The organism is Fluviirhizobium alvei (assembly GCF_030551875.1).
Taxonomy (GTDB): Bacteria; Pseudomonadota; Alphaproteobacteria; order Rhizobiales; family Rhizobiaceae; genus Rhizobium_E; species Rhizobium_E alvei.
Genome location: NZ_JAUOZU010000007.1, coordinates 271,681 through 295,742, shown reverse-complemented (window position 1 = coordinate 295,742; position 24,062 = coordinate 271,681). Strand labels below are relative to the sequence as shown.

Below are 24,062 nucleotides of genomic sequence, written 5' to 3'. Positions count from 1 at the left end.
CTGCACCTCCCCAGCGAGGAAATAGCGAGCCTATTCGTCATAGCTATGCCCCGCTCTCAGGCCTTCGCGCACGCGGTGGGCGATTGCTAGGAATTCCGGCGTCTCGCGGATATCGAGCGGACGCTCGCGCGGCAGCGTCGATTCGATCACGTCGGTAACGCGGCCGGGGCGCGGGCTCATCACCACGATTTTGGTCGAGAGATAGACCGCTTCCGGAATGGAGTGGGTCACGAAGCAGATCGTCTTGTTGGTGCGATCCCAGAGCTGCAGGAGCTGTTCGTTCAGATGGTCGCGGACGATTTCATCGAGAGCACCGAACGGTTCGTCCATCAGAAGCAGGTCGGCATCGAAGGCGAGTGCGCGGGCAATCGAGGCGCGCTGCTGCATGCCACCGGAGAGCTGCCAGGGGAATTTCTTGCCGAAACCGGCAAGGTTGACGAGATCAAGCGTTTGTTCGATGCGTGCCTTCTGCTCGGCGGCCGAATAGCCCATGATTTCGAGCGGCAAGGCGATGTTCTTTTCGATCGTCCGCCAGGGATAGAGTGCTGCCGCCTGAAAGACATAGCCATAGGCGCGCTTTTGGCGGGCCTGTTCCGGCGTCATGCCGTTGACGGTTATGGTTCCCGATGTCGGCTTTTCGAGATCGGCGATTACCCGCAGAAATGTTGTCTTGCCGCAGCCGGACGGTCCGATGAAGGAGACGAAATCGCCCTTCTTCACCTCGAGATTGACACCGGTGAGGGCGGTCACGGGACCGTCATTGGTCGAGAAGACCAGACCAAGATCCCTGGCCGAGACCACGTTATCGTTCGTTTTTGACATTGCTACCCAGTTTCATGTTTATTCGTTCCCCAAGGCGGTTTTCCGCTCGTTCTCTGGCAGGAGTTTGTCTATGTCATCATCCCCGCATCCCGAATGCAAGTTGATCCGGCCGGCCATCCCCTATGATGGCAAGCAGGGCTTCTCCTATATTGAAGGTATCTGTGCCGAAAGCAGCGGCTCGAGCGGCATTGCGATGATGCTGCTGACGGTTCCGCCGGGCGGACGTGCCAAGGCGCATATGCATGAGGGTCACGAAACGGCGATCTTTGTGCTTTCGGGCGAAGTCGAAACCTTCTACGGCACCAATCTCGAACATCGCATCACGGCGCGCGCCGGCGACATGTTCTATATTCCGGCCGGTGTGCCGCATCTGCCGGTCAATCGTTCGGCGACAGAGAGCTGCTCGGCGGTGATTGCGCGGACGGATCCGAACGAGCAGGAGAGCGTCGTCCTGCTGCCGGAGCTGGAAAAGTTTGCGGATTGAAGAAGCGACCGCAGCAGGCTTACCTCTCCCATTGCGGGAGAGGATACGAAGGCTGGGTGAGCGCAAGCGAATCCTTAGCCGAAGTTGGTGAGGGGTGATTATAGCTTTGCGATGCCCGGCCGGGACGTCAAAATGAGGCATCATCCCAACCTCCATCGACCAAACCCGTATCCCATTCCGATCGCACCGAAAATGTAAGCAGCTGCGAGACCGGCAGGCGGAGTCAGCAGAAAGAGGCCCGCCGCATCATCGATAAAAGTAGTCAATCCGTTCCAGCCGAAAAACAGGACTAGCGATACGGCGGGGCAGAACATGCCAGTGACAAGAAAAGCCAGCCTGCTGTGAGGCCATAATTGCTTAACGGCAACAATACCCAGAACAGTGTATGGGATGCCAAAGATTGCAGCCGTCAGGTAGTCCGAAAGCAGCTGGTACGGTACGCTCAACTCGCTCAAAATATAAGAAGTTTGGTGTGGTTCGAGCGGGTTTCCAGGCCAAACACGCCACATAAACACAAAGATGGCATATCCAACGGCAACGGCCAGCAAGTAGCCGATCAGCCGACGGATAACCACTCTGGATTTCGCGGGTGCCCTGGTCTCGTTCGTCGTCGGTGCCGACTGCGCCTCTAGCATCGCTTCATCGGCCCCCATTTTCCGCCATCCTTGAACGTCACCATGAACCCGGATTGAGCATCGCCCGTGAGTTCGGCCTCGTCCTTGTAGTCATCCTCCGGGCCGGAGCCCTCCGAACTGCAGGCCAGCTTAAGACTAGTGACGTTCCCTTTCTTCTCGATATGTTCGAACGAGCAGGCCCACATCATCGACAACAGGCCATCGGCGCTGAGCACGAGCTTGTCGCCACGTTCGCTATACTCGCCGGTGCGGTGCAGCTCGCAGCTAACCGCATCGCCAAAGACGCCATCAATCGGCAACGTCTTTGCCGCCAGCCCCGCAGGCGCGGCGCCCAGAAATATCACTATGGCGAGGGCGCCGCCTTTCATCATCAGACTCCCGTGGCCGGGATGCCGGTGCGTTCCACCTTGCGGGGCGCGACCAGTTCCTTCCAGGTCGACAGCGCCTTGTTGACCGCCTGAAACGGCTCGCGGCGCACGAATTTGCCGTGGCCTTCCTTCGTCTTGACGGTCGATTCCTCGATGGCGACTTCGCCGCGCGTTAGCGTATAGCGCGGCAGGCCCTTGACCTCCTTGCCCTCGAAGACGTTGTAGTCGATTGAGGACTGCTGGCTCTTTGCCGAGATGGTCTTGGACCGGTTCGGGTCCCAGACCACCAGATCGGCATCGGCGCCGACCATCACAGCACCCTTCTTCGGGTACATGTTGAGGATCTTGGCAATGTTGGTCGAGGTGACGGCGACGAACTCGTTCATCGTCAGGCGGCCGGTATTGACGCCATAGGTCCAGAGCATCGGCAGGCGATCTTCAAGCCCGCCGGTGCCGTTCGGGATCTTGGCGAAATTGCCGACCCCGAAGCGCTTCTGTTCGGTGGTGAAGGCGCAATGGTCTGTCGCCACGCAGGAAAGAGAACCTGCCTGCAGGCCGGCCCAGAGACTGTCCTGATGCTGCTTGTTGCGGAAGGGCGGGCTCATTACGCGACGGGCGGCGTGGTCCCAATCCTGGTTGAAATACTCGCTTTCATCGAGCGTCAGATGCTGGATCAGCGGCTCGCCATAAACGCGCATGCCCTTCTGGCGGGCGCGGCGGATGGCTTCATGCGCCTGTTCGCAGGAAGTATGAACGACATAGAGTGGGACGCCTGCCATATCGGCCAGCATGATGGCGCGGTTGGTGGCTTCGCCCTCCACTTCCGGCGGCCGCGAATAGGCGTGCGCCTCGGGACCGTTGTTACCCTCGGCGAGCAACTTCGCCGTCATCGATGCGACGACATCGCCATTTTCGGCATGGACGAGCGGCAGGGCGCCAAGTTCGGCGCAACGCTGGAAGGAGGCGAACATCTCGTCGTCATTCACCATCAGCGCGCCCTTGTAGGCCATGAAATGCTTGAAGGTGTTGATGCCCTTGTCCTGGACGATGGTCTTCATCTCGTCAAAGACACGCTCGTTCCAGCCGGTGATGGCCATGTGGAAGGAGAAGTCGGCATTGGCGCGCGAGGTCTTGTTGTCCCACATCTGCAGCGCTTCGAGCAGCGACTGGTCAGGCCCCGGCAGGCAGAAATCAACCACCATTGTGGTGCCGCCGGCCAGACCCGCGCGGGTGCCGCTTTCGAAATCATCGGCCGAATAGGTGCCCATGAAGGGCATTTCGAGATGGACGTGCGGATCGATGCCGCCCGGCATGATGTAGCAGCCGGTCGCATCGAGCACTTCGTCGGCGGAAAGATTGGGGCCGATCTCGACGATCACGCCGCCTTCGATCTTGACGTCCGCCTTGTAGGTCAGGTCGGCGGTGACGATGGTTCCGTTCTTGATGACTTTGCTCATGATGCTGTTCCCGTTTCGAGTTTATTGGATGGCTGGTGCCTGAGTGCTTCGAAGGCTGTATGTTGGTCGCTATGGTGCGCAGAGACCTTGCTACGATTAAAAGAACCCCTCATCCGTCCCTTCGGGCCACCTTCTCCCCAAGGGGAGAAGAGAAGCCAGCCTCGCCGCCGAACTTCTGAGTTAAGGGTCGGCGAAAAGGTTGCGTTACGGCGAACGGGCGCCGCAGTCTCCCTCTTCTCCCCTTGGGGAGAAGGTGCCCGAAGGGCGGATGAGGGGTTGCACACACAAACTGCCCTCATCCCCCGCCTACCTCATCGAACCCACGCAAGGGGCACCCCGGCGAAAATCTCAGCACGTCATCCCGCGCAAAGATCCTGCCATCCAATGCAGCGAGGATCGTGTCCAGAACGGCACGGCGCTCTTCAAGCACTTCATGGTTCCAGAACCGCAAGACAGAATAGCCATGGTCGTTGAGCCATCTGGTCCTTGTCGTATCATGGTTGCTTTCGGCATGCTGCGAGCCATCGAGTTCGACGACGAGCCTCTTCTCGCGACAGACAAAGTCTGCGACATAGGGACCTAATGGGACCTGACGCGCGAACTTGTGGCCATTGAGCAGGCGGTTTCGCAATTCGCCCCAAAGCCGATACTCAGCTTCGGTTTCGTTTTGTCGCAGGGTACGGGCTTTGGTGGTCGCTCCACGCCAGCGCTTGCTCGCGGCCGTCTTGGGATTTTGCATGCGCGACACCCCCTCATCCGGCCCTTCGGGCCACCTTCTCCCCGCTGGGGAGAAGAGATACCAGACGCGCCCTCGTGAATCTCTCTTGGCCGTGGGTGAGAGGAACGCCTTGTATGTGGGCGTTGCAACGGCCTCCCTCTTCTCCCCAGCGGGGAGAAGGTGGCCCGAAGGGCCGGATGAGGGGGCTTTGCTGCCACAACGGAGCATGGAACTACTCCACGATCCCCGCCGTCTCCACCACGGCGCGCAGAAGCACGTCGCAACCGGCAGACGCCCATTCCTTCGAGATGTCCTCGGCTTCGTTGTGCGAAAGCCCATCGACGCAGGGGCACATGATCATGGTCGCGGGCGCCACCTTGGCGGCCCAGCAGGCATCGTGGCCGGCGCCGGAAATGATGTTCATGTGGCTGTAGCCGAGATCTTCGGCCGCCTTGCGCACTGACGCGACCAGCGTCGGATCGAAGGTGACCGGGTCGAAATGGCCGACCGCCTCGACCGAACAGCCGACGCCCAGCTTGGCGCAGATCTCAGCCGCTTCCTTTTCGATGCGGGCCCGCATGCCGTCGAGCTTGGCCTGTTCCGGCGAGCGGATATCGACCGTGAAGATGACCGTGCCCGGCAGAACGTTGCGGGAATTCGGTGAGAAATTGACCTGGCCGACGCCACCGACACAGCCCGGCTGGTTTTCCATCGCCACCGTCTGCACCATTTCCATGATGCGCGCCATGGCAAGCCCGGCATTGACGCGATGGTTCATCGGCGTCGAGCCGGTGTGTGCCTCCTTGCCGGTGAGGGTGAATTCAAGCCACCACAGACCCTGGCAGTGGGTAACGACACCGATCTGCTTGTTTTCTGCTTCGAGAATCGGGCCCTGTTCGATGTGATATTCGAAATAGGCGTGCATCTTGCGGGCGCCGACCTCTTCGTCGCCCTGCCAGCCGATGCGTTTCAACTCGTCACCATAGGTGAGGCCTTCGAGATCCTTGCGGCCGTAGGCGTAATCGAGCGTATGAACGCCGGCGAAGACACCGGAGGCGAGCATTGCTGGCGCAAAACGGGCACCCTCTTCGTTAGCCCAGTTGGTGACGACAATCGGATGTTTCGTCTTGATGCCGAGATCGTTCATGGAGCGGACGACTTCGAGCGCGGCCAGAACGCCGAGCACGCCGTCATATTTGCCGCCGGTCGGCTGGGTATCGAGATGCGAACCGACATAGACCGGAAGTGCATCCGGATCCGTGCCCGGCCGGGTCATGAACATGGTGCCCATCTTGTCGACGCCCATGGTCATGCCGGCTTCGTCGCACCAGCGCTTGAACAGATGGCGGCCTTCGCCATCGGCATCCGTCAGGGTCTGGCGATTGTTGCCGCCGGCAATGCCGGGGCCGATCTTCGCCATTTCCATCAACGAATCCCAAAGACGATCGCCGTTGATGCGCATGTTTTCGCCGGGTGCAGTCACGATTAGTCTCCCATGCATTCAATGTCATGCGACCCGGTTAAGGCCGGGTCATGGTTGTTCCCGCGTGGTCTTCGGGGTTGATTTTTGTTATTCCCCGAAATGGACAGTTGCCAACTGGAGTGGAATTGTCCAATAATTTGACCGTTTGGTAAACATTACAACTTCTTTCGCCGCACTCAAGCCGAAAAACGGGAAAGAAGCGGAGAATTTTGGGGAGCGTTGCCTAACGCACAGGCAGAGCTTAAAAAGCGGACATTCCTTACGACTTTGGTTGTGCAGGTGAAGGAGCGACAGGCACGATGGCCATACCCAGGGCGGCGAAAACCCAACGGCGCACACGCATCCAGGAGGAGAAGGAAGAGCTGATTCTGGAGGCTGCGCTGGAAGTGTTTTCCCAGAATGGCTTCAAGGGCGCCACCATCGACCAGATTGCCGATGTCGCCGGCATGTCGAAACCGAACCTTCTCTATTATTTCCGCACCAAGGAAGCCATTCACAAGGCTCTGATCCAGCGCGTCCTCGATACCTGGCTCGATCCGCTACGGGAATTCAATGCCGATGGCAATCCGGAAGCCGAAATCCGCTCCTACATTCGCCGCAAGCTGGAAATGGCGCGTGATTATCCTCGCGAAAGCCGCCTGTTTGCCAACGAGGTGCTGCGCGGTGCGCCGCTGATCGAAGATGAGCTCAAGGGGCCGCTCAAGCAACTGGTCGATGAGAAGGCGGAGGTGATCCGAAGCTGGGCCAAGGCCGGCAAGATTGCCAAATGCGATCCCTACCACCTCATCTTCTCGATCTGGGCGACGACCCAGCATTATGCCGACTTCGATGTTCAGGTGCGAGCTGTGCTGGGACAGGAGAAGGCGGGCGAGGGCAGGTTCGAAGATGCGGCCCGCTTTCTGGAAGGTCTCTATATGGGCGGTCTTTCGATCCCAAACAAATAACCGGGGCGTTTCCGCCCCGGCTCAATTCTTCTCTCCGGCTCAGAACTCTTCCCAGCTGTCGGCGGCCGGGGCAGTTGAGGCTGCGCGCTGCGGCGCCGAGGACCGGGCGACTGCGGGCCGCGTTACCGGCTTTGGGCGCGTGGCCTGCGCTTGTGGCTGGGCAGCGGAGCGCATCCGGCTTGCGGTATCCCGCAAGGCGGCAGCGCCGTCGCCAAGCTTGAAGCCGGCCAGGAGCGCATAAAGCTGGTTGCTTTCTTCTGCGAGCGTCGAGCCCGCAGCGCTCATTTCCTCGACCATGGCGGCATTCTGCTGGGTTGCCTGGTCCATGTGGTTGACGGCAGTGTTGACCTCCGCCAGACCGACAGACTGTTCCTGCGCTGCTGTGGCAATGGCGTCCATATGTTCGTTGATAGTCACCACAAGTGCCTCGATCGCGCCAAGACCTTCGCCCGTATCGTTGACCAGCTTGACGCCTTCGCTGACAGCATGGGCCGAGTTGGCGATCAGAGACTTGATCTCCTTGGCGGCATTAGCCGAACGCTGGGCGAGTTCGCGCACTTCCTGGGCGACGACGGCGAAACCCTTGCCGGCTTCACCGGCGCGTGCGGCTTCGACACCGGCATTGAGCGCGAGCAGGTTGGTCTGGAAGGCGATTTCGTCGATCACACCGATGATCTGCCCGATCTGGCGTGAGGAGGATTCGATCCGTTCCATGGCGCCCACTGCATTGCGGACAACTTCGCCCGACTGGCCGGCGGTGGTTCTTGTCGTCTGCACTACCTGACGTGCTTCAGCGGTGCGCTTGGTGGTGGCGACCACATTGGCGGTGATTTCCTCAAGCGCTGCTGCCGTTTCTTCGAGGGATGCGGCCTGCTGCTCCGTACGTTTGGAGAGATCCCCGGAGGCATTGGAGATTTCCGAGCTGCCCGAATTGACCGAGGCGGCGGTGCGACCGACAGCGGACAGCGCATCGCGCAACTGCTGGACGGAACTGTTGAAGTCGTGGCGCAGCGGTTCGAATTTCTCGGCGAATTGCTGGTGGATTTCGCAGAGAAGATCGCCAGCGGCCAGTTGCTTCAGCCCGGTCGCCAGTGCGCCCGTCGCCTGGGTCAGGCGTGCTTCCGCTTCAACTTCCGCTCGTTGCTGCATCTCGATCCGTTCGATCTCAGCACGCTTGCGGTTTTCTTCAGTTTCTCTCTCAAGGTCGCGGTTGCGGATTGCCGCCTGCCGGAAGATCTCGACAGCATGGGCCATTGCACCGATCTCGTCACTCCGGTCCGTATTCGGGATCGCTGCCGCCGTATCTCCTTCGGCCAGGCTGGTCATGCGGCCGGCGAGCGACCGGATCGAAGAGGACAGGGTGCGGGCCACGAAAGCGCTCAGGACAATCATGATGACGGCGAGGGCTGCCTGGGCCGCCAGCACGATCCTGAGATTGCTGGTCGCAGCAGCAAGGGCGGTCTGCATGTCCGACGAGATCCGATCACCCGCTTCGTCGATGATCGTTGCAGCGACTTTGCGGCGGGCAACATTGGCGCTCTTCCAGGCCGATGCTTCCTCTTCGCTTCCGGTATAGGCTTCGTTCTTTTCCATCAGCCCGCGCAGGCGCTTGATCATGGCACCTTCAGGCGTTTCGAAGAAACTGTCATAGCGATCGACCAGATCCTTCGGCATTGCTTCACGGTAGGCGCGTTCGTAGGTGAGGATGAGGTTGTGTGCGCGCTGGAACGTGGCATAGGCCGGAAGATCGAGCTGTCCTTTGGTGATGTAGGTCGTGCCCAGACGATTGAACATCTGGAAGCCATCGTTGACCTGCATGAAGGCATAATATCCTGTTGTCGCGCGCGACAGGATGCGGTCATCCGTCATGACCGCGATCGTGCGAGTCAGTTCAGCGCTTGCACCGGAAATCGGCTGCAAGACCCCGAGCGCGAGCAAGGGGTCGGCGGTCCCGGCGTCGATAGCCTGGCGATAGCCCTGGATCTTGCCGAATTTTTCCGTGAGGTTGTCGATAGCGCCGGCGATCCTGCTCGTATCGATACCGGCCTCCTTGACATCGCCGTAGGCCGAAAGGATGGCCTGGTAATTGTCATCCACCTTCTTGCGGGTATCGATGAGATCGGTGCCCGTCGCAGCGCCTTCCACAGGCAGCAGGAGAATGAGGCTGCCGGCGCCATGAACGAGCTTCTGCAGTTTGGCTGCGTCATTCAGGGAGGTGTAATTCTTGTAGGCATCCCAGGACAGCATGCCGCCGAGTGCAATAATGCCGAGAAGGGGGATGATGGCGAGAACGGCCACAAGTTTCTGGAAGGCAAGACGCGAAAGAAACTTCATTTTAGAAGCCTGTGCATGGTCGGAGTAAATCGCAGGATTTTCGCCACACGCCGACGGTTCGCCGGATAGCGCTGGCAGAATAAAAGCGTCATGCTTTTATTGTGGCCGAGGCATTTGGACGGCCTTGATCAAGTATTGCCTGTTTTTTGAGCAATAGTTTAGCGTTGAACAATATTGGCGGAGGAAACTATCGGATTGATGAAGGTCCTGCCTATAAGAAATTACAGGTACGTCTTCGCAATATATTAGAGACTTGATGTGGCGTGGGTGGTCTTGCGATCATCAATCCGGCAACAGCGCCATGACCACGAGGCCGAGCGCTGTGACGGCGGCGCCGGCAAAGACCGAAGCGGACACCCATCCGTGGCCGATCATTCCTTCTACCATGATGATGAAGGTCGGGGTGAGATAGCCATAGGCGAGCACCTTGGATGCCGGCAGGCGCATGGATGCATATTGCAGCAGCATGAAGGTGATCGCGGTGGTGGCGATCGCGAGATAGAAGATCGCGACCCAGGCAATCAGCGGAAGATTGGTGATGCCACTTTCGGCGATGGCGGGCACGCCGGGAATGAGCAAGATCACACCCGTACAGGCCACGCCCCAGAAGCCGAAGGTGAAGGCGCTTTCGCCGCGATTGAACTTGCGCAGCAGTGGCGCATAGGCGGCATGGCAGATCACGCCGATGAAATAGATCAACTCGCCGCGTCCGACATCGAAAGACAGGATGGCGTCGATATTGCCGCGGAAAATCACCCAAACGGCACCCGCAGCGGCCAGAATGAGACTGGCCAGCACGGGTGGCCTCGTCTTCTGGCCGAGAAACACGAGGGCAAAACCCGCGCTCATCAGCGGCATGAGCGTGAAGACTGCACCCGTCGAAACCGGGCTGGTGAACTCCAGCGCCTTGAACATGGTGAACATGTAGACGGCCATCAGCATGCCAAGAATGACGAAACGCCAGAAGGCGGCCGGAACGCGGATCTCGACCCGAAGCACGAACAATCCGAAAAGGCCCATGACGGCAGTGCCGATGACATAGCGGATCGCATTGATCGCTGCTGACGGCATCACGCCAGCCGCCAATCCGCCCAGCGAGAAGGAACCGGCAATCAGGATGGCAAACAGCAACATGGCGCCGTGGGCCTTGAGCTTTTCGTAGCCTTTGGCGTGAATATTTGCGGAAGCTGCCATGATTGCGAATTCCAGACGAAGAGGATTGCCTGTGTGCCCGAGATGGCCGATGAAAGCAATCTCTGGTCGGTATCGAATGGCGGTTTGACGTGCAGTTTGCCCAGGAATTCATCCAGTCCCTGCTTCCCGGCCTCTCAGCGGGGATGCTGGCCATGCTGGCTCTGACAATTTTCGTTGCCGGATTGGCGCGGGGATTTTCCGGATTTGGCGCCGCGCTGATTTTCATACCACTCGCGAGCGCGCTCATCGGTCCGAAGCTTGCAAGCCCGGTTCTGCTTGTCATCGATATGGTGGCTGCAGCGGGATTGCTGCCGAATGCGGTGGCGAAAGCCAATCGTCGCGATGTCGGGGCAATGACCGCCGGCGCGCTGCTCGGCGTTCCGGCCGGTGCGGTGCTTTTGACGATGGCAGATCCGACGCTTGTCCGCTGGATCATTTCGTTGACCGCAGCCGCATTTCTGCTGCTTCTGATGTCGGGCTGGCGCTATAGCGGCAAGCCCTCGGTGCCGGTCGCCTCCGGTGTCGGACTGGTCGCCGGCCTCTATAGCGGTGCCGCGCAGCTGGGTGGGCCGCCGGTCGTCGCCTACTGGCTGGGCGGTCGCAGCAATCCCGATATGGTGCGGGCCAATGTGGTTCTTTATTTCGCCATTTCGTCGGTCATTTCCGCCGTGAGTTATGCGTTCGCGGGCCTACTGGTTCGCGATGTCTTTATTCTCGCACTCGTTTGCGGGCCGATTTACGCGCTCGGACTGACGATTGGCGCTCGTCTGTTCGGTCTGGTCAGCGACAGGGTCTTTCGCTTCATCTGTTATGGACTGATCGGCCTTGCCGCGCTCACCAGCCTGCCGCTTTTCGATCCGTGGATTCGTGGCTGAACAGAGTGGTGTATTGATATGGCCGACAGAAAAATGTGACATCTTATCATGTATAAGAGAATTCTGATGTTAATTTTTTCATCAAGATGTTGATATTGCTATAATTCTTGTTTTGCACGGGTGCTTGCGTTTCCGGTCGTTTGCCGAACATACTATCACGGTTGGTCTTGCTCCATCGAGCCGAATGTCCCGAGGAAACTTTTCCGGCTCGAGCGACAGACCATGCAAACGCCTGGCTTTGACAGAGGCCATCGCATGACCGAGTTTAATCGCGCCTGGAACAGACATCATGGCTTCATCTCACCTGAAATGGGTTGCCCGCGCCGCGTGCAGGCTGCCGCTCCCGATCATGAAACTTCTCAGCGGCAAACCGGCACAAATCGATGGCCGGCAACTCGATCCCGTCGTCCAGTTCATGGTTCGCTATTTCGCCGAGCCACCGGGCACGCTTGCATCCGTTCAGGAAACCCGCGACGGTTTTGATGTGCAGGGTAACTGGCTCACGCATCCGCCGGAGCCCAGTGTCCGGATTGAGGCCTGGTCTTTCCAGGGGCCTGCGGGCGAAGTCCGGTGCGAGATCCATCGTCCGGCGTCTCTCCCGGCCAAGGATGCACCGGTCCTGATCTTCTTTCACGGTGGCGGCCATGTCGCCGGTTCGCTCGATTCCCATCGCGATGTCTGTCGTCAGCTGGCGCATGACGGTCGCTGTGCTGTCATTGCCGTGGACTATCGCCTCGCACCCGAACACCGGTTTCCCGTCGGTATCAATGACTGCATTGCCGCCTTCGATTCGGTTGTCGCCAATGCCGAGATGCTCGGCATCGATCCGGCGAGGATTGGGCTCGGTGGCGACAGTGCGGGCGGAAATGCTGCCGCGGTTGTGGCGCAGCAGCGGCGCAAGGCCGCGTTCCCGCCGCGCCTGCAGATGCTCTGGGTGCCCTGGCTCGACATGAGCAAGCAGTCGCGTTCCTACCAGCTCTTTGCTGAGGGCTTCTTTCTCGAAAAGGCAAAGATGGAATGGTACACCGACCTCTATCTCAGCAAGCCCGATGACGCGCTCGATCCGATGGCATCACCGCTTCTTGGTGATGTGGACGGCGTATGCCCGGCCGTGTTGCTGATTGCCGGCTTCGACCCGCTACGCGACGAAGGACTGGCCTATGGCGAAAAGCTGAAGGCGGCCGGTGTGCCGACCGTGGTGAGACTGTTCGATGGTCTCGTCCATCCCTTCATCAATGTGGCTGGGTATGTGCCTGCGGCCAATGCCGCCTTCAGCGAAGCCACGCGATACCTGCGGGAACGCCTCTAAAGGGGCGTTCTTCCTCAGATTTCATCAATGGCTGACGGATTTCGACAGCAGATTGATGATCAGCACGCCGGCAATGATCAGGAAAAGACCGAAGATGGCCGCAAGATCGAGCTTCTGGCCGAAGAGAAGCCAGCCTGCGGCAGCTACGAGCACGATACCGGCGCCGGACCAGACGGCATAGACGATGCCGACCGGCAGCACCCGTGTAACGAGCGACAGCAGGAAAAAGGCGAAGCCGTAACCGATAATCGCAATCAGGCTCGGCCCGAGGCGGGTGAAGCCCTCCGTCTTTGGCAAGGCGGATGTTGCAATCACTTCAGCGACGATGGCGGCAAACAACAGGATGTAGGTCATACTGCGTCTTAGCCGGCAGCGCTTTCCAAGGCTAGCGGATTCCCGCCGGCGCCTGCCGTCCGAAGACCAGTCTTGCCGTCAAGCCTCGGGCACCCTACTTGATGGCCGGCAGGGGGAGATAAACATGCGGCTGAAGGTACGCGTCGCGGCGCTTTATGAATCGAAGTCGGGAGATGCGAACATCTTTCGCTACACTTTGCTTCTGATCGATATCGCCACGATCATTTTCCTCGTCATCAGCACCTTCATGATGGATGAACCCTGGGTCATCTGGGTCGATGTTGCGATCGGTATTTATGTGTTGCTCGATTATCTGGCGCGGCTTTGGATTGCGGGGCGCAAACTCGAATTCATTCGCCAACCCCTCAATCTGGTCGATCTGCTCGTCATCCTGTCGCTGTTTGCACCATTGTTCAATGCAAGCCTCTCCTTCCTGCGCAGCCTGAGAACGCTCAGGCTCCTCAGGTCCTACCGGCTGCAAAACAAATTGCGCGAGGATTTCGATTTCTATCGACGCAACGAGGATGTCATCAATAGTGCGCTCAATCTGCTGGTGTTCCTGTTCGTCATGACCGAACTGGTGTTCATGAGCCAGCACCGGATCAACCCGGAAATCGGTAACTTTCTCGATGCACTCTATTTTACGGTGACGACGCTGACGACGACCGGTTTCGGCGATGTGACGCTGGTGGGCGATGGCGGCAGGTTGCTGGCCATCTTCATCATGGTCATCGGGGTGTCGCTGTTCCTGCGGCTGATCCAGACGATTTTCCGGCCATCGAAGGTGCGCTACACCTGCGAGGATTGCGGCCTCTTCCTGCATGATCGCGACGCGGTCTGTTGCAAGCACTGCGGTTCGGTGCTGCATATTCCGAACGAGGGCGATGTTTAGTGTCGCGATATCGCACCTCTTGCATTCGTCGCGGATCGGCCTACATTGATCTCATGTTCAACGAAACGAAAGGAAGGTGATCCGATGTCTAATGAGTTTTCGGTACTCGCAGCTGGCATGGGAGTTCAGGTGAAGATTGCGGGGCAGCCCTCGCTCTGAACCAGCCTTCCAGGGATCGCCCTTCGGGTGATCCGGCCTGACACGAGGCCAGAATTCATGGGGGCCACCGAAAGGTGGCCCTTTTGATTTTCAGAGCTGATTTCTTTGTGGGAACGCTATTGGGACAGGGACGCGACTTCCAGCTTTACCGAACCCGGATGCAGGGCGTGGAGGCGGTGATGGCGAACAGCAATCGCGCTTTCGCCCGCCATACGCATGACCAGTTCGGCATCGGTATCGTCCTGCGGGGCGGCCAGACATCCACAAGCGGCCGAGGGCTCGTGGAGGCTGTTGCCGGCGATCTCATCACGGTCAATCCCGGCGAAGTGCATGATGGCATTCCGCTCAATGCCGATGGCCGAAGCTGGTCGATGCTCTATTTCGACTGCAATTTGATCCTCGATCATTTCGGGGACCTCGCCGAGGGGCGTTCCTATGACGAATTGCATTTCCCGGTTCTTAGGGATGACCGTGCTTCGTCGCTGTTTCTTCATCTCAAGGATGCTTTGACCGATGCTGGCTCCGTGACAGGCATGGCGGCCCAGAGCCTTCTCATCGAACTTCTTCATTGTCTGGTTTCAGCTGTGCCGTCTGAAAAGACCACGGCGGTGCCTCTGGCTGTCGAACGGGCGAAAGCACGGATCGATGATTGTCCTGTCGGTGAATATTCTCTGGGTAAACTTGCGGCGCAAAGCGCTCTCAGCCGTTTCCAGTTCCTGCGCGCCTTCCGGCGGCTGACTGGACTTACCCCGCATGCCTATATCCTGCAGAAGCGGGTACATCTGGCGCGGCGCCTGATCGGTTCGGGCGTCGGGTTGGCCGAGGTCTCTGCTGCTTCCGGTTTTGCCGACCAGAGTCATATGACCCGAGCCTTTGCCGCCCGCTACGGTATTTCGCCGGGAAGCTTTGCGGCGGCGATTGCCTGAACTGCAATTTCGTTCAAGACCGCAAGGTGCTGGTTGGCTAGTTTTTCGGGGATTGAACCCGGGAAACCAGCATGAGCCTCGAATTTCTGATCACCGCTTTTATTGTCGTTGCCTCACCGGGCACTGGCGCCATCTTCACCATCGCAACCGGGCTGACGCGGGGAGCGCGATCGAGCATCATCGCCGCCTTCGGCTGCACATTGGGCATCGTGCCGCATCTGGCTGCGGCCATCGGGGGGCTCGCGGTCGTGCTCCATACGAGTGCGCTCGTCTTTCAGCTGTTCAAATATGCCGGGGTCGCTTATCTCATCTACATGGCTTGGAACACGCTTCAGGAACAAGGAGCGCTCAGCGTCGATCCAACAAGCGCAGGCCCAGGCGGACGGAGAATCATTCCACAGGCGATCCTCATCAATCTGCTCAATCCAAAACTGTCGATCTTCTTTCTCGCCTTCCTGCCACAGTTCGTTCCTCAGGACGCCGCTGACGGGCTGGTGACGATGCTGCTGTAGAGCGGCGTCTTCATGCTGATGACCTTTGTGGTCTTTGCGATCTATGGCCTGTTTGCTGCGGCCGTGCGGGATCATGTCATTTCCCGGCCGCGGATCATGCTGTGGATGCGGCGCAGTTTCGCCGCAGCCTTTGTGGCTCTTGGCGCGAAGCTGGCGCTTGCGGAACGATAAGGTAGCCGGGCGGGTTGAAAAGAGGCTGCAGCAGGTTATCTCTTGCTCATGCGCGCTTCAGATCTGCTTTGCCCGATGCCGAAGGGGCTCTATTGTCCACCCGGCGATTTCTATATCGATCCGGTCGCCCCGGTGGAGCGGGCGCTGATCACCCATGGGCATTCCGACCATGCGCGGTCGGGGCACGCCCATGTGATGGCGACCGCCGAGACGCTCGATATCATGGGGCTGCGCTATGGTGCGGGGTATGCGGGGTCGGTGCAGATCGCGCGGCCGGGTGAGACGACAGCGATTAATGGCGTTTCCGTGCGGTTCGTACCCGCTGGGCATGTGCTGGGTTCGGCGCAGATCGTGGTCGAACAGGACGGCACCCGCATCGTGGCGTCAGGCGATTACAAGCGGCGGGCGGATGCGACCTGTGCGCCCTTCGAGCCGGTCGAATGCGATGTCTTCATAACCGAGGCGACGTTCGGGCTGCCGGTGTTCCGCCATCCAGACAGCGGCATGGAAATCCGGCGGCTCCTGCATTCCGTGGCGCAGTTTCCCGACCGGACGCATCTGGTCGGCGCCTATGCGCTGGGCAAGGCGCAGCGGGTGATCCGGCTGCTCCGAGAGGCTGGCTATGATCGCAAGATTTTCATTCACGGCGCCCTGCAGACATTGTCGGACTATTACCATAGCCAGGGCATCGATCTTGGCCCGCTCGGGCCCGCGACATTGGAGAAGGGGAAAGCCAGCGATTTCGCCGGCGAGATCGTGATCTCGACACCCTCTGCCTTCTCGGATCGCTGGGCGCGACGTTTTGCGGATCCGGTGACCTGCTTTGCCTCTGGCTGGATGCAGATCCGCCAGCGGGTGCGCCAGCGTGGTGTCGAACTGCCCCTGATCCTGTCGGATCACGCCGATTGGGACGAACTGACGGGCACGATCCGTGAGGTGAAGGCACCGGAAGTGTGGGTGACCCATGGCCGCGAAGAGGCGCTGGTGCGCTGGTGTTCACTCAACGGCATTGCCGCCCGGCCGCTCCATCTCGTCGGCTACGAGGACGAGAGCGAATGAGAGCATTTTCCGAACTTATCGACCGGCTGGTGCTGATGCCTTCGCGCAATGGCAAGCTGACGCTGCTCAAAAGCTATTTTGCCGAAACACCGGACCCCGATCGCGGGTTGGCGCTCGCGGCACTCACCGATGGCGGGCTCAACATTCCCGCCATCAAGCCAGCGGTGATCCGCGGGCTGGTGGCCGAGCGGGTCGATGAGGTATTGTTTGCATACAGCTACGATTATGTGGGCGATCTGGCCGAAACGGTGTCGTTGATCTGGCCGGAGCCGGCGGATGCCCAGGCCAATGACGAAGATCCCAGCCTCGGCATGGTGGTCGAAAGCCTGTCACGGGCCTCGCGCAGCGAAGCGCCGGCGCGCTTTGCCCAGTTGCTCGACCGGCTCGACCCGCCGGGCCGCTATGCGCTGATCAAGCTGGTGAGCGGTGGCTTGCGCATTGGAGTGTCGGCGCGGCTCGCCAAACAGGCACTGGCCGATTTCGGGGCCAAGGATATCATCGAGATCGAGGAGCTGTGGCATGGGCTGAAAGTGCCCTACACAGACCTGTTTGCCTGGCTGGAGGGCAGGGCGGAGAAGCCCAGCAATGCAGCACGTGCGCTTTTCCGGCCCGTGATGCTGGCCAATCCGGTCGAGGAGGGCGATCTCGACGGGCTCGACATCGCCGATTTCCGCGCCGAATGGAAATGGGACGGTATTCGGGTGCAGGTGAGCTGCGAAGGCGGCGTCAAGCGGCTCTATTCCCGCAGCGGTGATGATATTTCCGGCGCCTTTCCCGATCTGCTGGGCGCGGTGTCGGCCGAGGCTGTTATCGATGGCGAGTTGCTGGTTGGCGATCCCGCAGTCGAGACCGGCACATTCTCGGATCTGCAGCAGCGGCTGAACCGCAAGAGCGTATCGGCCAAGGTGATGCAGCAATATCCGGCCTTCGTGCGGGCCTATGATCTGCTGATGCTTGATGGACGCGACACGAGGGCCTTGCCGCTCGATGAGCGCCGGCAATTGCTGGAGGGGCTGGTCGCACGGCTCGATCCGCACCGGTTCGATCTCTCGCCGCTGGTGGCTTTCGACAGTTGGCAGCATCTCGACGAGATCAGGCGGGCGCCGATCCACCCCATCATCGAAGGGGTGATGATCAAGCACAAGGGCTCGCCTTATCTGCCCGGCCGCAAGAAGGGGCCCTGGTTCAAATGGAAGCGCGATCCGCATACGGTGGATGCGGTGTTGATGTATGCTCAACGCGGCCATGGCAAGCGATCGAGCTTCTATTCCGACTATACGTTCGGCGTCTGGAAAGAAGAGGCGGGAAACCTGCAACTGGTGCCGGTGGGCAAGGCCTATTTCGGCTTTTCCGATGAGGAACTGGCCCAGATCGACAAGTTCGTGCGCGACAATACCATTGATCGTTTCGGCCCGGTACGCTCCGTCAAGGCAACCGAGACTGAGGGGCTGGTGTTCGAAGTGGCGTTCGAAGGTTTGGCGCGCTCAAGCCGCCACAAATCCGGCGTCGCCATGCGCTTTCCCCGCATCTCGCGGCTCCGGTGGGACAAGCCGCCCGGCGAAGCGGACCGGCTCGAGACGCTGGAGAAAATGCTGGATGAGATGATCCGTTGAGGGTCAGGCGGTCCAGGGGTTGATGACGGGGACGCCGAGAGCTTCGAAAGCCGCTTGATCGCGCGTTGCCACCGAAAAGCCGTTTACTCTTGCGATGGATGCTATCTGACCATCGGCCATGCTCGTGTTGAAGCCATTTTTTCGGGCGTGGGCGACCGCGGTCGCATAAATTCTGGCGGCTTCGGTCGTGAAGGGTAGTATCCGGGGGCCGAACAAAGAATCCAGCAGCATCTCCATTTGGGCAAACATGGCGCGCTTCCGCTGACCATCCGGAACCAATTCCACGCCCACCAGCAATTCTGCCTGACTGACAGATGTAAGAAAAAGAGTTGCAGGCGGCTGATCGTTTAGCCATTGCTCGACCCTGGGATCGGGCCGTGAGCGCATTGGCTCGGAGATGATGTTCGTGTCGACGACGATCATTCAAAAGTCGCCGGTTCGATCGGGTTCTGATCCCGTTCGAAGTCGATATCTATTCCGCCGAACTTTACACCGAATTCGCGCAAAGCCGTCCCCAGCTTGATGGGCTCTTCCGGCTTCATGGCCTCGTCCAGAATGGCGCGGATTTCTGCTTCGGTACTACGACCATGCTTCTCCGCGTGCAGTTTCAAGGCGCGGTGCGTTTCATCGCTGAGATTGCGAATGAGGACATTGGCCATGGCATTTCTCCTTCAGGGCCTTGATATCACATTCGGCGATTTGATATCAATATCGGCGGGCGCCTTGAAAGAGAATGTACGGGAGCGAGTGGATAATGGCGCTCTTATGCAGCGCAAAATAAGGGCCTTGTTGCTGTGCACAGGTTGGCTGCCGGAAAGCAGATCTATTGCGGCTAATGCCCGTAAAAGATGCGCTTTTGCGGTTCCGGAAAATATCTTAAGCTTCGACAGTTGAGCCAGAGAAAGTAAGTCCAATGCCTCCATCGATCGATATGCGCGGGTATGAATTCAAGCGACGGGGCAGGTCTCTGAGATATGGCCAGCGGTCGGAACTTCGCGTGATCGATGTCATGACTGGAGAGTCGGAGGTGGTTTTTTCTAGCTCCGAACTAATCGAAGCTCCGAACTGGACGCCAGATGGGTCATTCCTGATTTTCAATGCCGGGGGTGAGATCTTCAGAATTGCTGTTGACGGGAAAGGCTTACCCGTGCGTATCGACACCGGTGATCTGGACGACCTCAATAACGACCATATCCTGTCCCCGGATGGGGCTGAACTCTATGTCAGTTCCGATGATGGGCATCTCTATGCGGTGCCGGTAACAGGAGGTATGCCAAGGCGCGTTTCCAACCATCATTCGTCGCCGTTTCACTATTATCTCCATGGGATTTCGCCGGACGGAACGACACTTGCCTACGTTGCTGTGGAAGGTGAAGGCAACGACAGGCGCATCAATCTCTTCACCATTCCTTCCGTCGGCGGAGCTGATCTGCGTTTGAGCGATATCGACAGGCCCAATGATGGGCCAGAATTCACGCCAGACGGCCGTTGGATTTACTTCAATTCCGAAAGAGAGGCGTTGCAACCGGGCCATTCGCAGATTTTCCGTATGCGACCGGATGGATCCGCAATCGAGCAACTCACGTTCGATAAACGGGTCAACTGGTTTCCGCATCTGTCGCCGGATGGCGCGCATATGGTCTATCTCAGCTATCCTTCCGGAACGCTTGGACACCCCGCCGACAAGGATGTCATTTTGCGTCTGATGGCGGCCGATGGCGGAGAACCGCATGATCTTGCGGCCTTTTTCGGCGGTCAGGGAACGATAAACGTCAACTCCTGGGCTCCCGATAGCCGCCGGTTGGCTTATGTCGCCTATCCGTTGTACGATTCAAGTCTATCAAGAGACTATTTAGGGCGTTGCGCCTGTTGAGACCCAGATGGTGAGAGAAGGGTTCTAGGGGATTAACCCCTCCCCCTTGCGGGGGAGGGGAAGCTGTTATTTGCGTCACGCCTGTTGCACCATGGTCAGATACTCGGGACAAGCCCGAGCATGACGGCAGTGACGGATTACTCCGCAGCCTCTTTGGCCATCGGGTTGTTGGGGTGCGTGGTCCAGTTGGCGTAGCTGTCGGAGACGACCTTGCCGGTGCGCTTGTCGGTGGTGCCGGGCGCCTGCTGCACCATGGTGATGCAGTTTTCGACCGGGCAGACATTGATGCAGAGGTTGCAGGCCACGCATTCCTCTTCGATGACCTCGAAATGGCGCTGGCCATCGAGCATCGAGGTGATGGCCTGGTGGGACGTGTCCTCGCAGGCGATGTGGCAGCGACCGCACTTGATGCAGGCGTCCTGGTCGATGTGGGCCTTGGCGATGTAATTGAGGTTGAGATACTGCCAGTCGGTGACGTTCGGCACGGCGCGGCCGCGGAAATCATCGAGGGTGGCATACCCCTTCTCGTCCATCCAGTTCTCAAGCCCGGTGATCATTTCCTCGACGATCTTGAAGCCATAGGTCATGACGGCGGTGCAGACCTGCACATTGCCGGCGCCGAGCATCATGAATTCGGCCGCATCGCGCCAGGTCGTCACGCCGCCGATGGCGGAGATCGGCAGGCCATGGGTCGCCGGGTCGCGGGCGATTTCCGCCACCATGTTCATGGCGATCGGCTTGACGGCCGGGCCGCAATAGCCGCCATGGGTGCCCTTGCCGTCGATCGACGGGGTCGGCGAGCAGGTGTCGAGATCAACGCCGGTGATAGAGTTGATCGTATTGATCAGCGACACGGCATCGGTGCCGGCCTCGTGCGCGGCGCGGGCCGGGCGGCGGATATCGGTGATGTTGGGTGTCAATTTGGTGATGACCGGCATGCGGGTATATTGCTTGCACCAGCGCACCACCATGGCGACATATTCCGGCACCTGGCCGACGGCGGCACCCATGCCGCGTTCGCTCATACCGTGCGGACAGCCGAAATTGAGCTCGATCCCATCGGCGCCGGTCTCTTCGACGAGCGGCAGGATGGCCTTCCATTCGTCCTCTTCGCAGGGCACCATGATCGAGGCGATGAGGGCGCGATCGGGCCAGTTCTTCTTCACCAGCTTCATTTCCTGCAGGTTCACCTGCAGGGGGCGGTCGGTGATCAGCTCGATATTGTTGAGGCCGAGCAGGCGACGGTCAGCGCCCCAGATGGCGCCATAGCGCGGGCCATTGACATTGACGACCGGCGGACCTTCCGAGCCGAGCGTCTTCCAGACAACGCCACCCCAGCCGGCCTTGAAGGCACGTTCGACATTGTAGGCCTTGTCGGTCGGCGGCGCGGATGCGAGCCAGAACGGGTTGGGGGATTTGATGCCAACGAAATTGTTACGGATATCAGCCATGGAATTGCTCCTCGCGCACGAAATCAGGCCAGAGCCTTGTGGATGGATTCGGCAGCGTCGCGACCCATCGCGGCGGCTGATACTGTGAGGTCGTCTCCTCCCTGGGCACAATCGCCGCCGGCCCAGACGCCGGAAAGCGTCGTGCGGCCTTCTTCGTCGATGGCGATCTTGCCACCTTCGATCTTGAGGCTTTCGATGCCGGTAACGTCGAGTTTCTGGCCGATGGCGGTCAGAACCTGGTCGCAGGCAAGCGTGATCGTGTGACCGGTGCCCTTGAGCGCGCCATCCTCGATATGGGTATATTCAAGCTCGATCGCGGAGACATGGCCATCCTTGTGGAAGATCTCCTTCGGCTTGACCCAATGGCGGATCAGAACGCCCTTCGATGCCGCGAGATCCTGCTCATATTCGGATGCGTTCATCTGCTCCTTGCCGCGGCGATAGCAGATTGTCACCTCTTCGGCGCCGAGCAGCTTGGACTGGATCGCGGCATCGACGGCCGTCATGCCGCCGCCGATGACGACGACGCGGCGACCGACCGGCACATCGGCCTTGCTGTCGGCAGAGCGCAGGGTTTCGATGAATTCCACCGCATCCATGACGCCATTGACGTGATCGCCGGTGGTGGCGAGCGCATTGACGCCTCCGAGGCCGATGCCGAGAAACACGGCATCATGCTTCTTCTTGAGATCATCGAGCGTGAAATCGCGGCCGAGCATCTGGCCGTCGAAAATGTCGATATTGCCGATGCCGAGAATGTAGTCGACCTCACGCTGAGCAAAGTCGTTGGGGGCCTTGTAGGCGGCAATACCATATTCGTTGAGGCCGCCAGCCTTCGGGCGAGCGTCGTAAATGGTAACCGCATGGCCCTTCATGGCGAGGCGATGGGCGCAGGCGAGACCCGCCGGACCAGCGCCGACGATACCGATCGTCTTGCCGGTCGAAGGAGCTGGCTTGTAGAACTGCTTGCCGGCGTCCATGGCCTTGTCAGTCGCATAGCGCTGGAGGCGGCCGATTTCGACCGGACGCTCTTCGGCGGTGTTGCGCACGCAGGCCTGTTCGCACAGAGTTTCGGTGGGACAGACGCGGGCGCACATGCCGCCCAGAATGTTCTGGTCGAAAATGGTCTTGGCGGCGCCGATCGCGTTGCCCGTCGATATCTGCCGGATGAACAGCGGAATATCGATGGAGGTGGGACAGGCCGTCATGCACGGCGCGTCATAACAGAAATAGCAGCGATCCGAGGCAACGAGCGCCTCGTGCTTGTCGAAGACCGGGTGAAGGTCGGAGAAATTCGCCTCGTATTCCTCGGGCGTCAGCCGCCCATGATGGATTCCGGGTGCGAGATTGGCCATCGTGCAGTTCCCTCTGGTTTTCTTGTTTATGGAGGGAGGATAACAAAGGAAAAAAATTTATCAAACGGTAAAACTTTTCCGGCCGAAGATTTTTTAACGGCTCTAAACTTGCCTCAAAAAGTCGAGAAATGCCGTGTGTTCGGGATCTGCCGGTCGGGGGAGATGAGGTGGAACCCAGATCAGATCTCGCCCAGTTGCCGGCGTTCCTGTTCGCGGAACTGGCGCGGTGTCACTCCGGCTTCGCGGGTGAAGAAGCGGGTGAAGTAGGCGGGATCGGAAAATCCAAGATCCCAGGCAATTTCCTGCGCTGTCATGAAGGTGAAAACGAGGTCGCGTCTCGCCTGACTCATGATCCTGTCCTTGAGCAGTTCGTTCATGGAACGGCCGGTTTCGTTGCGGCAGATGCGGTTGAGATGGGTGGGCGAGACGCCGATCTCGCCGGCATAGAATTCGACGGGGTAGTGCTGGCGAAAATGGGCGCCGATGAGGTCGTTGAGCTGGTCGATCCGGCTTTTATCACGGCTCGCGGTCATGTCGGACCCAGGCTCGCGGGATGCCAGGAGCGTCAGCACGATCTCGACATAGGCCTCGATCAGGCTCGATCGTGCGCCGAAACCCACGGCAAGTTCGTCGCCGATCCGATCGAGGGTCGTCGCCAGATAATCGCCATCGCCGGAGCCTGCGGTCAACCTTGTCACTGACGGCTGCGACATCAGTGACCGCCAGCCCGAACCCGGCCGCCGAGCCGGCAGGCGGGATGTCATGAGCGTGATCACCTGGCCATCGATATCATGCGAAAAGCGGAAGCCGTGGGTGAGTTTTTCGGGGACGGTAACAATGGTGCCGGGGCTCAGCCGTTCGCGGCGCTCGCCCAGCGCGGCATCGCCGGTTCCGTTCCTGACCTGCAGGATCTGGAAGAAACTCTCATGCCGGTGCTGACGGATTTCCCAATTGTAGAGCTGGCTGCGCGAAGCGATGGATTCGGCATGGATCCAGAAGTCGGGCGATCGCGCATCATCCTCGCCATAAAGACCGTAGGTGGGGACCTTCGCTTTCGGTCGCGACATTGATGGG

24 protein-coding genes and 1 pseudogene are annotated in these 24,062 nt (G+C 59.4%); 11 read left to right on the top strand and 14 right to left on the bottom strand.

Going from position 1 to position 24,062, the window contains the following annotated elements; genetic code table 11:
* Nucleotides 1-30: 30 nt before the first annotated feature.
* Nucleotides 31-822: an ABC transporter ATP-binding protein gene (locus Q4481_RS10690; RefSeq protein ID WP_304376337.1), complete on the bottom strand. Its 792-nt coding sequence runs from the start codon at nucleotides 820-822 to the stop codon at nucleotides 31-33.
* A 70-nt stretch (nucleotides 823-892) separates the two neighbouring features.
* Between Q4481_RS10690 and Q4481_RS10685 the strand changes: the two genes are divergently transcribed.
* Nucleotides 893-1,306, top strand: coding sequence for a cupin domain-containing protein (locus tag Q4481_RS10685; RefSeq protein ID WP_304376336.1), 414 nt, complete (start codon nucleotides 893-895; stop codon nucleotides 1,304-1,306).
* 140 nt (nucleotides 1,307-1,446) lie between these two features.
* On the opposite strand, the gene Q4481_RS10680 is transcribed toward Q4481_RS10685, so the two are convergent.
* From Q4481_RS10680 to Q4481_RS10660, 5 genes are all read right to left on the bottom strand, one after another.
* A complete protein-coding gene (locus Q4481_RS10680) occupies nucleotides 1,447-1,959 on the bottom strand; it encodes a hypothetical protein (protein WP_304376335.1) in 513 nt (170 codons plus the stop codon).
* Nucleotides 1,935-2,309 carry a hypothetical protein gene (locus tag Q4481_RS10675; RefSeq protein WP_304376334.1) on the bottom strand — a complete coding sequence of 125 codons (375 nt, stop codon included), beginning with the start codon at nucleotides 2,307-2,309 and terminating at the stop codon, nucleotides 1,935-1,937. Before Q4481_RS10675 ends, Q4481_RS10680 begins: the two co-directional genes overlap by 25 nt.
* A gap of 2 nt (nucleotides 2,310-2,311) precedes the next feature.
* Entirely contained in the window at nucleotides 2,312-3,766 is a 1,455-nt protein-coding gene (hydA, locus tag Q4481_RS10670) for a dihydropyrimidinase (RefSeq protein ID WP_304376333.1), read from the bottom strand.
* 295 nt (nucleotides 3,767-4,061) lie between these two features.
* Nucleotides 4,062-4,712: an endonuclease domain-containing protein gene (locus Q4481_RS10665; protein WP_377353906.1), complete on the bottom strand. Its 651-nt coding sequence runs from the start codon at nucleotides 4,710-4,712 to the stop codon at nucleotides 4,062-4,064.
* Between the two features lie 4 nt (nucleotides 4,713-4,716).
* Nucleotides 4,717-5,967: a Zn-dependent hydrolase gene (locus Q4481_RS10660; protein WP_304376331.1), complete on the bottom strand. Its 1,251-nt coding sequence runs from the start codon at nucleotides 5,965-5,967 to the stop codon at nucleotides 4,717-4,719.
* 299 nt (nucleotides 5,968-6,266) lie between these two features.
* On the opposite strand from Q4481_RS10660, the gene rutR reads away from it, so the two are divergent.
* Nucleotides 6,267-6,911 carry an HTH-type transcriptional regulator RutR gene (rutR, locus tag Q4481_RS10655; protein WP_304376330.1) on the top strand — a complete coding sequence of 215 codons (645 nt, stop codon included), beginning with the start codon at nucleotides 6,267-6,269 and terminating at the stop codon, nucleotides 6,909-6,911.
* Nucleotides 6,912-6,950: 39 nt separating this feature from the next.
* Here the strand turns inward: rutR and Q4481_RS10650 are convergent, their stop codons facing one another.
* Nucleotides 6,951-9,245 carry a methyl-accepting chemotaxis protein gene (locus tag Q4481_RS10650; RefSeq protein ID WP_304376329.1) on the bottom strand — a complete coding sequence of 765 codons (2,295 nt, stop codon included), beginning with the start codon at nucleotides 9,243-9,245 and terminating at the stop codon, nucleotides 6,951-6,953.
* Between the two features lie 282 nt (nucleotides 9,246-9,527).
* Nucleotides 9,528-10,439, bottom strand: coding sequence for a DMT family transporter (locus tag Q4481_RS10645; RefSeq protein WP_304376328.1), 912 nt, complete (start codon nucleotides 10,437-10,439; stop codon nucleotides 9,528-9,530).
* A 143-nt stretch (nucleotides 10,440-10,582) separates the two neighbouring features.
* Here Q4481_RS10645 and Q4481_RS10640 point away from each other — a divergent pair, with 143 nt between their 5' ends.
* Nucleotides 10,583-11,314, top strand: coding sequence for a sulfite exporter TauE/SafE family protein (locus Q4481_RS10640; RefSeq protein ID WP_304376584.1), 732 nt, complete (start codon nucleotides 10,583-10,585; stop codon nucleotides 11,312-11,314).
* Nucleotides 11,315-11,603: 289 nt separating this feature from the next.
* Complete coding sequence (locus Q4481_RS10635) at nucleotides 11,604-12,623, top strand: alpha/beta hydrolase (RefSeq protein WP_304376327.1); 1,020 nt, start codon at nucleotides 11,604-11,606, stop codon at nucleotides 12,621-12,623.
* A 24-nt stretch (nucleotides 12,624-12,647) separates the two neighbouring features.
* On the opposite strand, the gene Q4481_RS10630 is transcribed toward Q4481_RS10635, so the two are convergent.
* Entirely contained in the window at nucleotides 12,648-12,977 is a 330-nt protein-coding gene (locus Q4481_RS10630; protein ID WP_304376326.1) for an SMR family transporter, read from the bottom strand.
* A 124-nt stretch (nucleotides 12,978-13,101) separates the two neighbouring features.
* Here Q4481_RS10630 and Q4481_RS10625 point away from each other — a divergent pair, with 124 nt between their 5' ends.
* From Q4481_RS10625 to Q4481_RS10605, 5 genes and pseudogenes are all read left to right on the top strand, one after another.
* Nucleotides 13,102-13,869 carry a potassium channel family protein gene (locus tag Q4481_RS10625; RefSeq protein WP_304376325.1) on the top strand — a complete coding sequence of 256 codons (768 nt, stop codon included), beginning with the start codon at nucleotides 13,102-13,104 and terminating at the stop codon, nucleotides 13,867-13,869.
* 338 nt (nucleotides 13,870-14,207) lie between these two features.
* Nucleotides 14,208-14,954 carry an AraC family transcriptional regulator gene (locus Q4481_RS10620; protein ID WP_304376324.1) on the top strand — a complete coding sequence of 249 codons (747 nt, stop codon included), beginning with the start codon at nucleotides 14,208-14,210 and terminating at the stop codon, nucleotides 14,952-14,954.
* Nucleotides 14,955-15,025: 71 nt separating this feature from the next.
* A pseudogene (locus Q4481_RS10615) lies at nucleotides 15,026-15,637 on the top strand (LysE family translocator).
* A gap of 48 nt (nucleotides 15,638-15,685) precedes the next feature.
* Nucleotides 15,686-16,696 (top strand): ligase-associated DNA damage response exonuclease, encoded by a 1,011-nt coding sequence (locus Q4481_RS10610; RefSeq protein ID WP_304376323.1) that lies wholly within the window; start codon nucleotides 15,686-15,688, stop codon nucleotides 16,694-16,696.
* Nucleotides 16,693-18,309 carry a cisplatin damage response ATP-dependent DNA ligase gene (locus tag Q4481_RS10605; RefSeq protein WP_304376322.1) on the top strand — a complete coding sequence of 539 codons (1,617 nt, stop codon included), beginning with the start codon at nucleotides 16,693-16,695 and terminating at the stop codon, nucleotides 18,307-18,309. The genes Q4481_RS10610 and Q4481_RS10605 overlap by 4 nt, the downstream gene beginning before the upstream one ends.
* Nucleotides 18,310-18,312: 3 nt before the next feature.
* Here the strand turns inward: Q4481_RS10605 and Q4481_RS10600 are convergent, their stop codons facing one another.
* Both Q4481_RS10600 and Q4481_RS10595 read right to left on the bottom strand, forming a co-directional pair.
* Complete coding sequence (locus Q4481_RS10600; RefSeq protein WP_304376321.1) at nucleotides 18,313-18,732, bottom strand: type II toxin-antitoxin system VapC family toxin; 420 nt, start codon at nucleotides 18,730-18,732, stop codon at nucleotides 18,313-18,315.
* Nucleotides 18,729-18,968: a FitA-like ribbon-helix-helix domain-containing protein gene (locus Q4481_RS10595; protein ID WP_304376320.1), complete on the bottom strand. Its 240-nt coding sequence runs from the start codon at nucleotides 18,966-18,968 to the stop codon at nucleotides 18,729-18,731. Before Q4481_RS10595 ends, Q4481_RS10600 begins: the two co-directional genes overlap by 4 nt.
* On the opposite strand from Q4481_RS10595, the gene Q4481_RS10590 reads away from it, so the two are divergent.
* Together Q4481_RS10590 and Q4481_RS10585 are read left to right on the top strand one after the other, a co-directional pair.
* Nucleotides 18,967-19,203, top strand: a complete 237-nt coding sequence (locus Q4481_RS10590) for a nuclear hormone receptor family protein (protein ID WP_304376319.1) — start codon at nucleotides 18,967-18,969, stop codon at nucleotides 19,201-19,203. The genes Q4481_RS10595 and Q4481_RS10590 overlap by 2 nt on opposite strands.
* Nucleotides 19,204-19,306: 103 nt before the next feature.
* Nucleotides 19,307-20,182 (top strand): TolB family protein, encoded by an 876-nt coding sequence (locus Q4481_RS10585; protein ID WP_304376318.1) that lies wholly within the window; start codon nucleotides 19,307-19,309, stop codon nucleotides 20,180-20,182.
* Nucleotides 20,183-20,319: 137 nt separating this feature from the next.
* Here the strand turns inward: Q4481_RS10585 and preA are convergent, their stop codons facing one another.
* The 3 genes from preA to Q4481_RS10570 form a co-directional block, all read right to left on the bottom strand.
* Nucleotides 20,320-21,633, bottom strand: a complete 1,314-nt coding sequence (preA, locus tag Q4481_RS10580) for an NAD-dependent dihydropyrimidine dehydrogenase subunit PreA (protein WP_304376317.1) — start codon at nucleotides 21,631-21,633, stop codon at nucleotides 20,320-20,322.
* Nucleotides 21,634-21,656: 23 nt separating this feature from the next.
* The gene (locus Q4481_RS10575; protein WP_304376316.1) at nucleotides 21,657-22,988 is read right to left on the bottom strand and encodes an NAD(P)-dependent oxidoreductase; all 1,332 of its coding nucleotides are present in this window, start codon (nucleotides 22,986-22,988) and stop codon (nucleotides 21,657-21,659) included.
* 179 nt (nucleotides 22,989-23,167) lie between these two features.
* Nucleotides 23,168-24,055 (bottom strand): helix-turn-helix domain-containing protein, encoded by an 888-nt coding sequence (locus Q4481_RS10570; RefSeq protein ID WP_304376315.1) that lies wholly within the window; start codon nucleotides 24,053-24,055, stop codon nucleotides 23,168-23,170.
* Nucleotides 24,056-24,062: the final 7 nt, after the last annotated feature.

Excerpts from the sequence above, each read along its gene's own strand:
- Q4481_RS10610 (WP_304376323.1), top strand. The coding sequence starts at position 15,686 with ATGCGCGCTTCAGATCTGCTTTGCCCGATGCCGAAGGGGCTCTATTGT.
- Q4481_RS10680 (WP_304376335.1), bottom strand. The coding sequence starts at position 1,959 with ATGGGGGCCGATGAAGCGATGCTAGAGGCGCAGTCGGCACCGACGACG.
- Q4481_RS10590 (WP_304376319.1), top strand. The coding sequence starts at position 18,967 with ATGGCATTTCTCCTTCAGGGCCTTGATATCACATTCGGCGATTTGATA.
- rutR (WP_304376330.1), top strand. The coding sequence starts at position 6,267 with ATGGCCATACCCAGGGCGGCGAAAACCCAACGGCGCACACGCATCCAG.
- Q4481_RS10635 (WP_304376327.1), top strand. The coding sequence starts at position 11,604 with ATGGCTTCATCTCACCTGAAATGGGTTGCCCGCGCCGCGTGCAGGCTG.
- Q4481_RS10665 (WP_377353906.1), bottom strand. The coding sequence starts at position 4,712 with ATGCTCCGTTGTGGCAGCAAAGCCCCCTCATCCGGCCCTTCGGGCCAC.
- Q4481_RS10595 (WP_304376320.1), bottom strand. The coding sequence starts at position 18,968 with ATGGCCAATGTCCTCATTCGCAATCTCAGCGATGAAACGCACCGCGCC.
- Q4481_RS10690 (WP_304376337.1), bottom strand. The coding sequence starts at position 822 with ATGTCAAAAACGAACGATAACGTGGTCTCGGCCAGGGATCTTGGTCTG.
- Q4481_RS10600 (WP_304376321.1), bottom strand. The coding sequence starts at position 18,732 with ATGATCGTCGTCGACACGAACATCATCTCCGAGCCAATGCGCTCACGG.
- preA (WP_304376317.1), bottom strand. The coding sequence starts at position 21,633 with ATGGCTGATATCCGTAACAATTTCGTTGGCATCAAATCCCCCAACCCG.
- Q4481_RS10685 (WP_304376336.1), top strand. The coding sequence starts at position 893 with ATGTCATCATCCCCGCATCCCGAATGCAAGTTGATCCGGCCGGCCATC.
- hydA (WP_304376333.1), bottom strand. The coding sequence starts at position 3,766 with ATGAGCAAAGTCATCAAGAACGGAACCATCGTCACCGCCGACCTGACC.
- Q4481_RS10645 (WP_304376328.1), bottom strand. The coding sequence starts at position 10,439 with ATGGCAGCTTCCGCAAATATTCACGCCAAAGGCTACGAAAAGCTCAAG.
- Q4481_RS10570 (WP_304376315.1), bottom strand. The coding sequence starts at position 24,055 with ATGTCGCGACCGAAAGCGAAGGTCCCCACCTACGGTCTTTATGGCGAG.
- Q4481_RS10620 (WP_304376324.1), top strand. The coding sequence starts at position 14,208 with ATGGCGAACAGCAATCGCGCTTTCGCCCGCCATACGCATGACCAGTTC.
- Q4481_RS10640 (WP_304376584.1), top strand. The coding sequence starts at position 10,583 with ATGCTGGCCATGCTGGCTCTGACAATTTTCGTTGCCGGATTGGCGCGG.
- Q4481_RS10630 (WP_304376326.1), bottom strand. The coding sequence starts at position 12,977 with ATGACCTACATCCTGTTGTTTGCCGCCATCGTCGCTGAAGTGATTGCA.
- Q4481_RS10625 (WP_304376325.1), top strand. The coding sequence starts at position 13,102 with ATGCGGCTGAAGGTACGCGTCGCGGCGCTTTATGAATCGAAGTCGGGA.
- Q4481_RS10650 (WP_304376329.1), bottom strand. The coding sequence starts at position 9,245 with ATGAAGTTTCTTTCGCGTCTTGCCTTCCAGAAACTTGTGGCCGTTCTC.
- Q4481_RS10575 (WP_304376316.1), bottom strand. The coding sequence starts at position 22,988 with ATGGCCAATCTCGCACCCGGAATCCATCATGGGCGGCTGACGCCCGAG.
- Q4481_RS10675 (WP_304376334.1), bottom strand. The coding sequence starts at position 2,309 with ATGAAAGGCGGCGCCCTCGCCATAGTGATATTTCTGGGCGCCGCGCCT.
- Q4481_RS10605 (WP_304376322.1), top strand. The coding sequence starts at position 16,693 with ATGAGAGCATTTTCCGAACTTATCGACCGGCTGGTGCTGATGCCTTCG.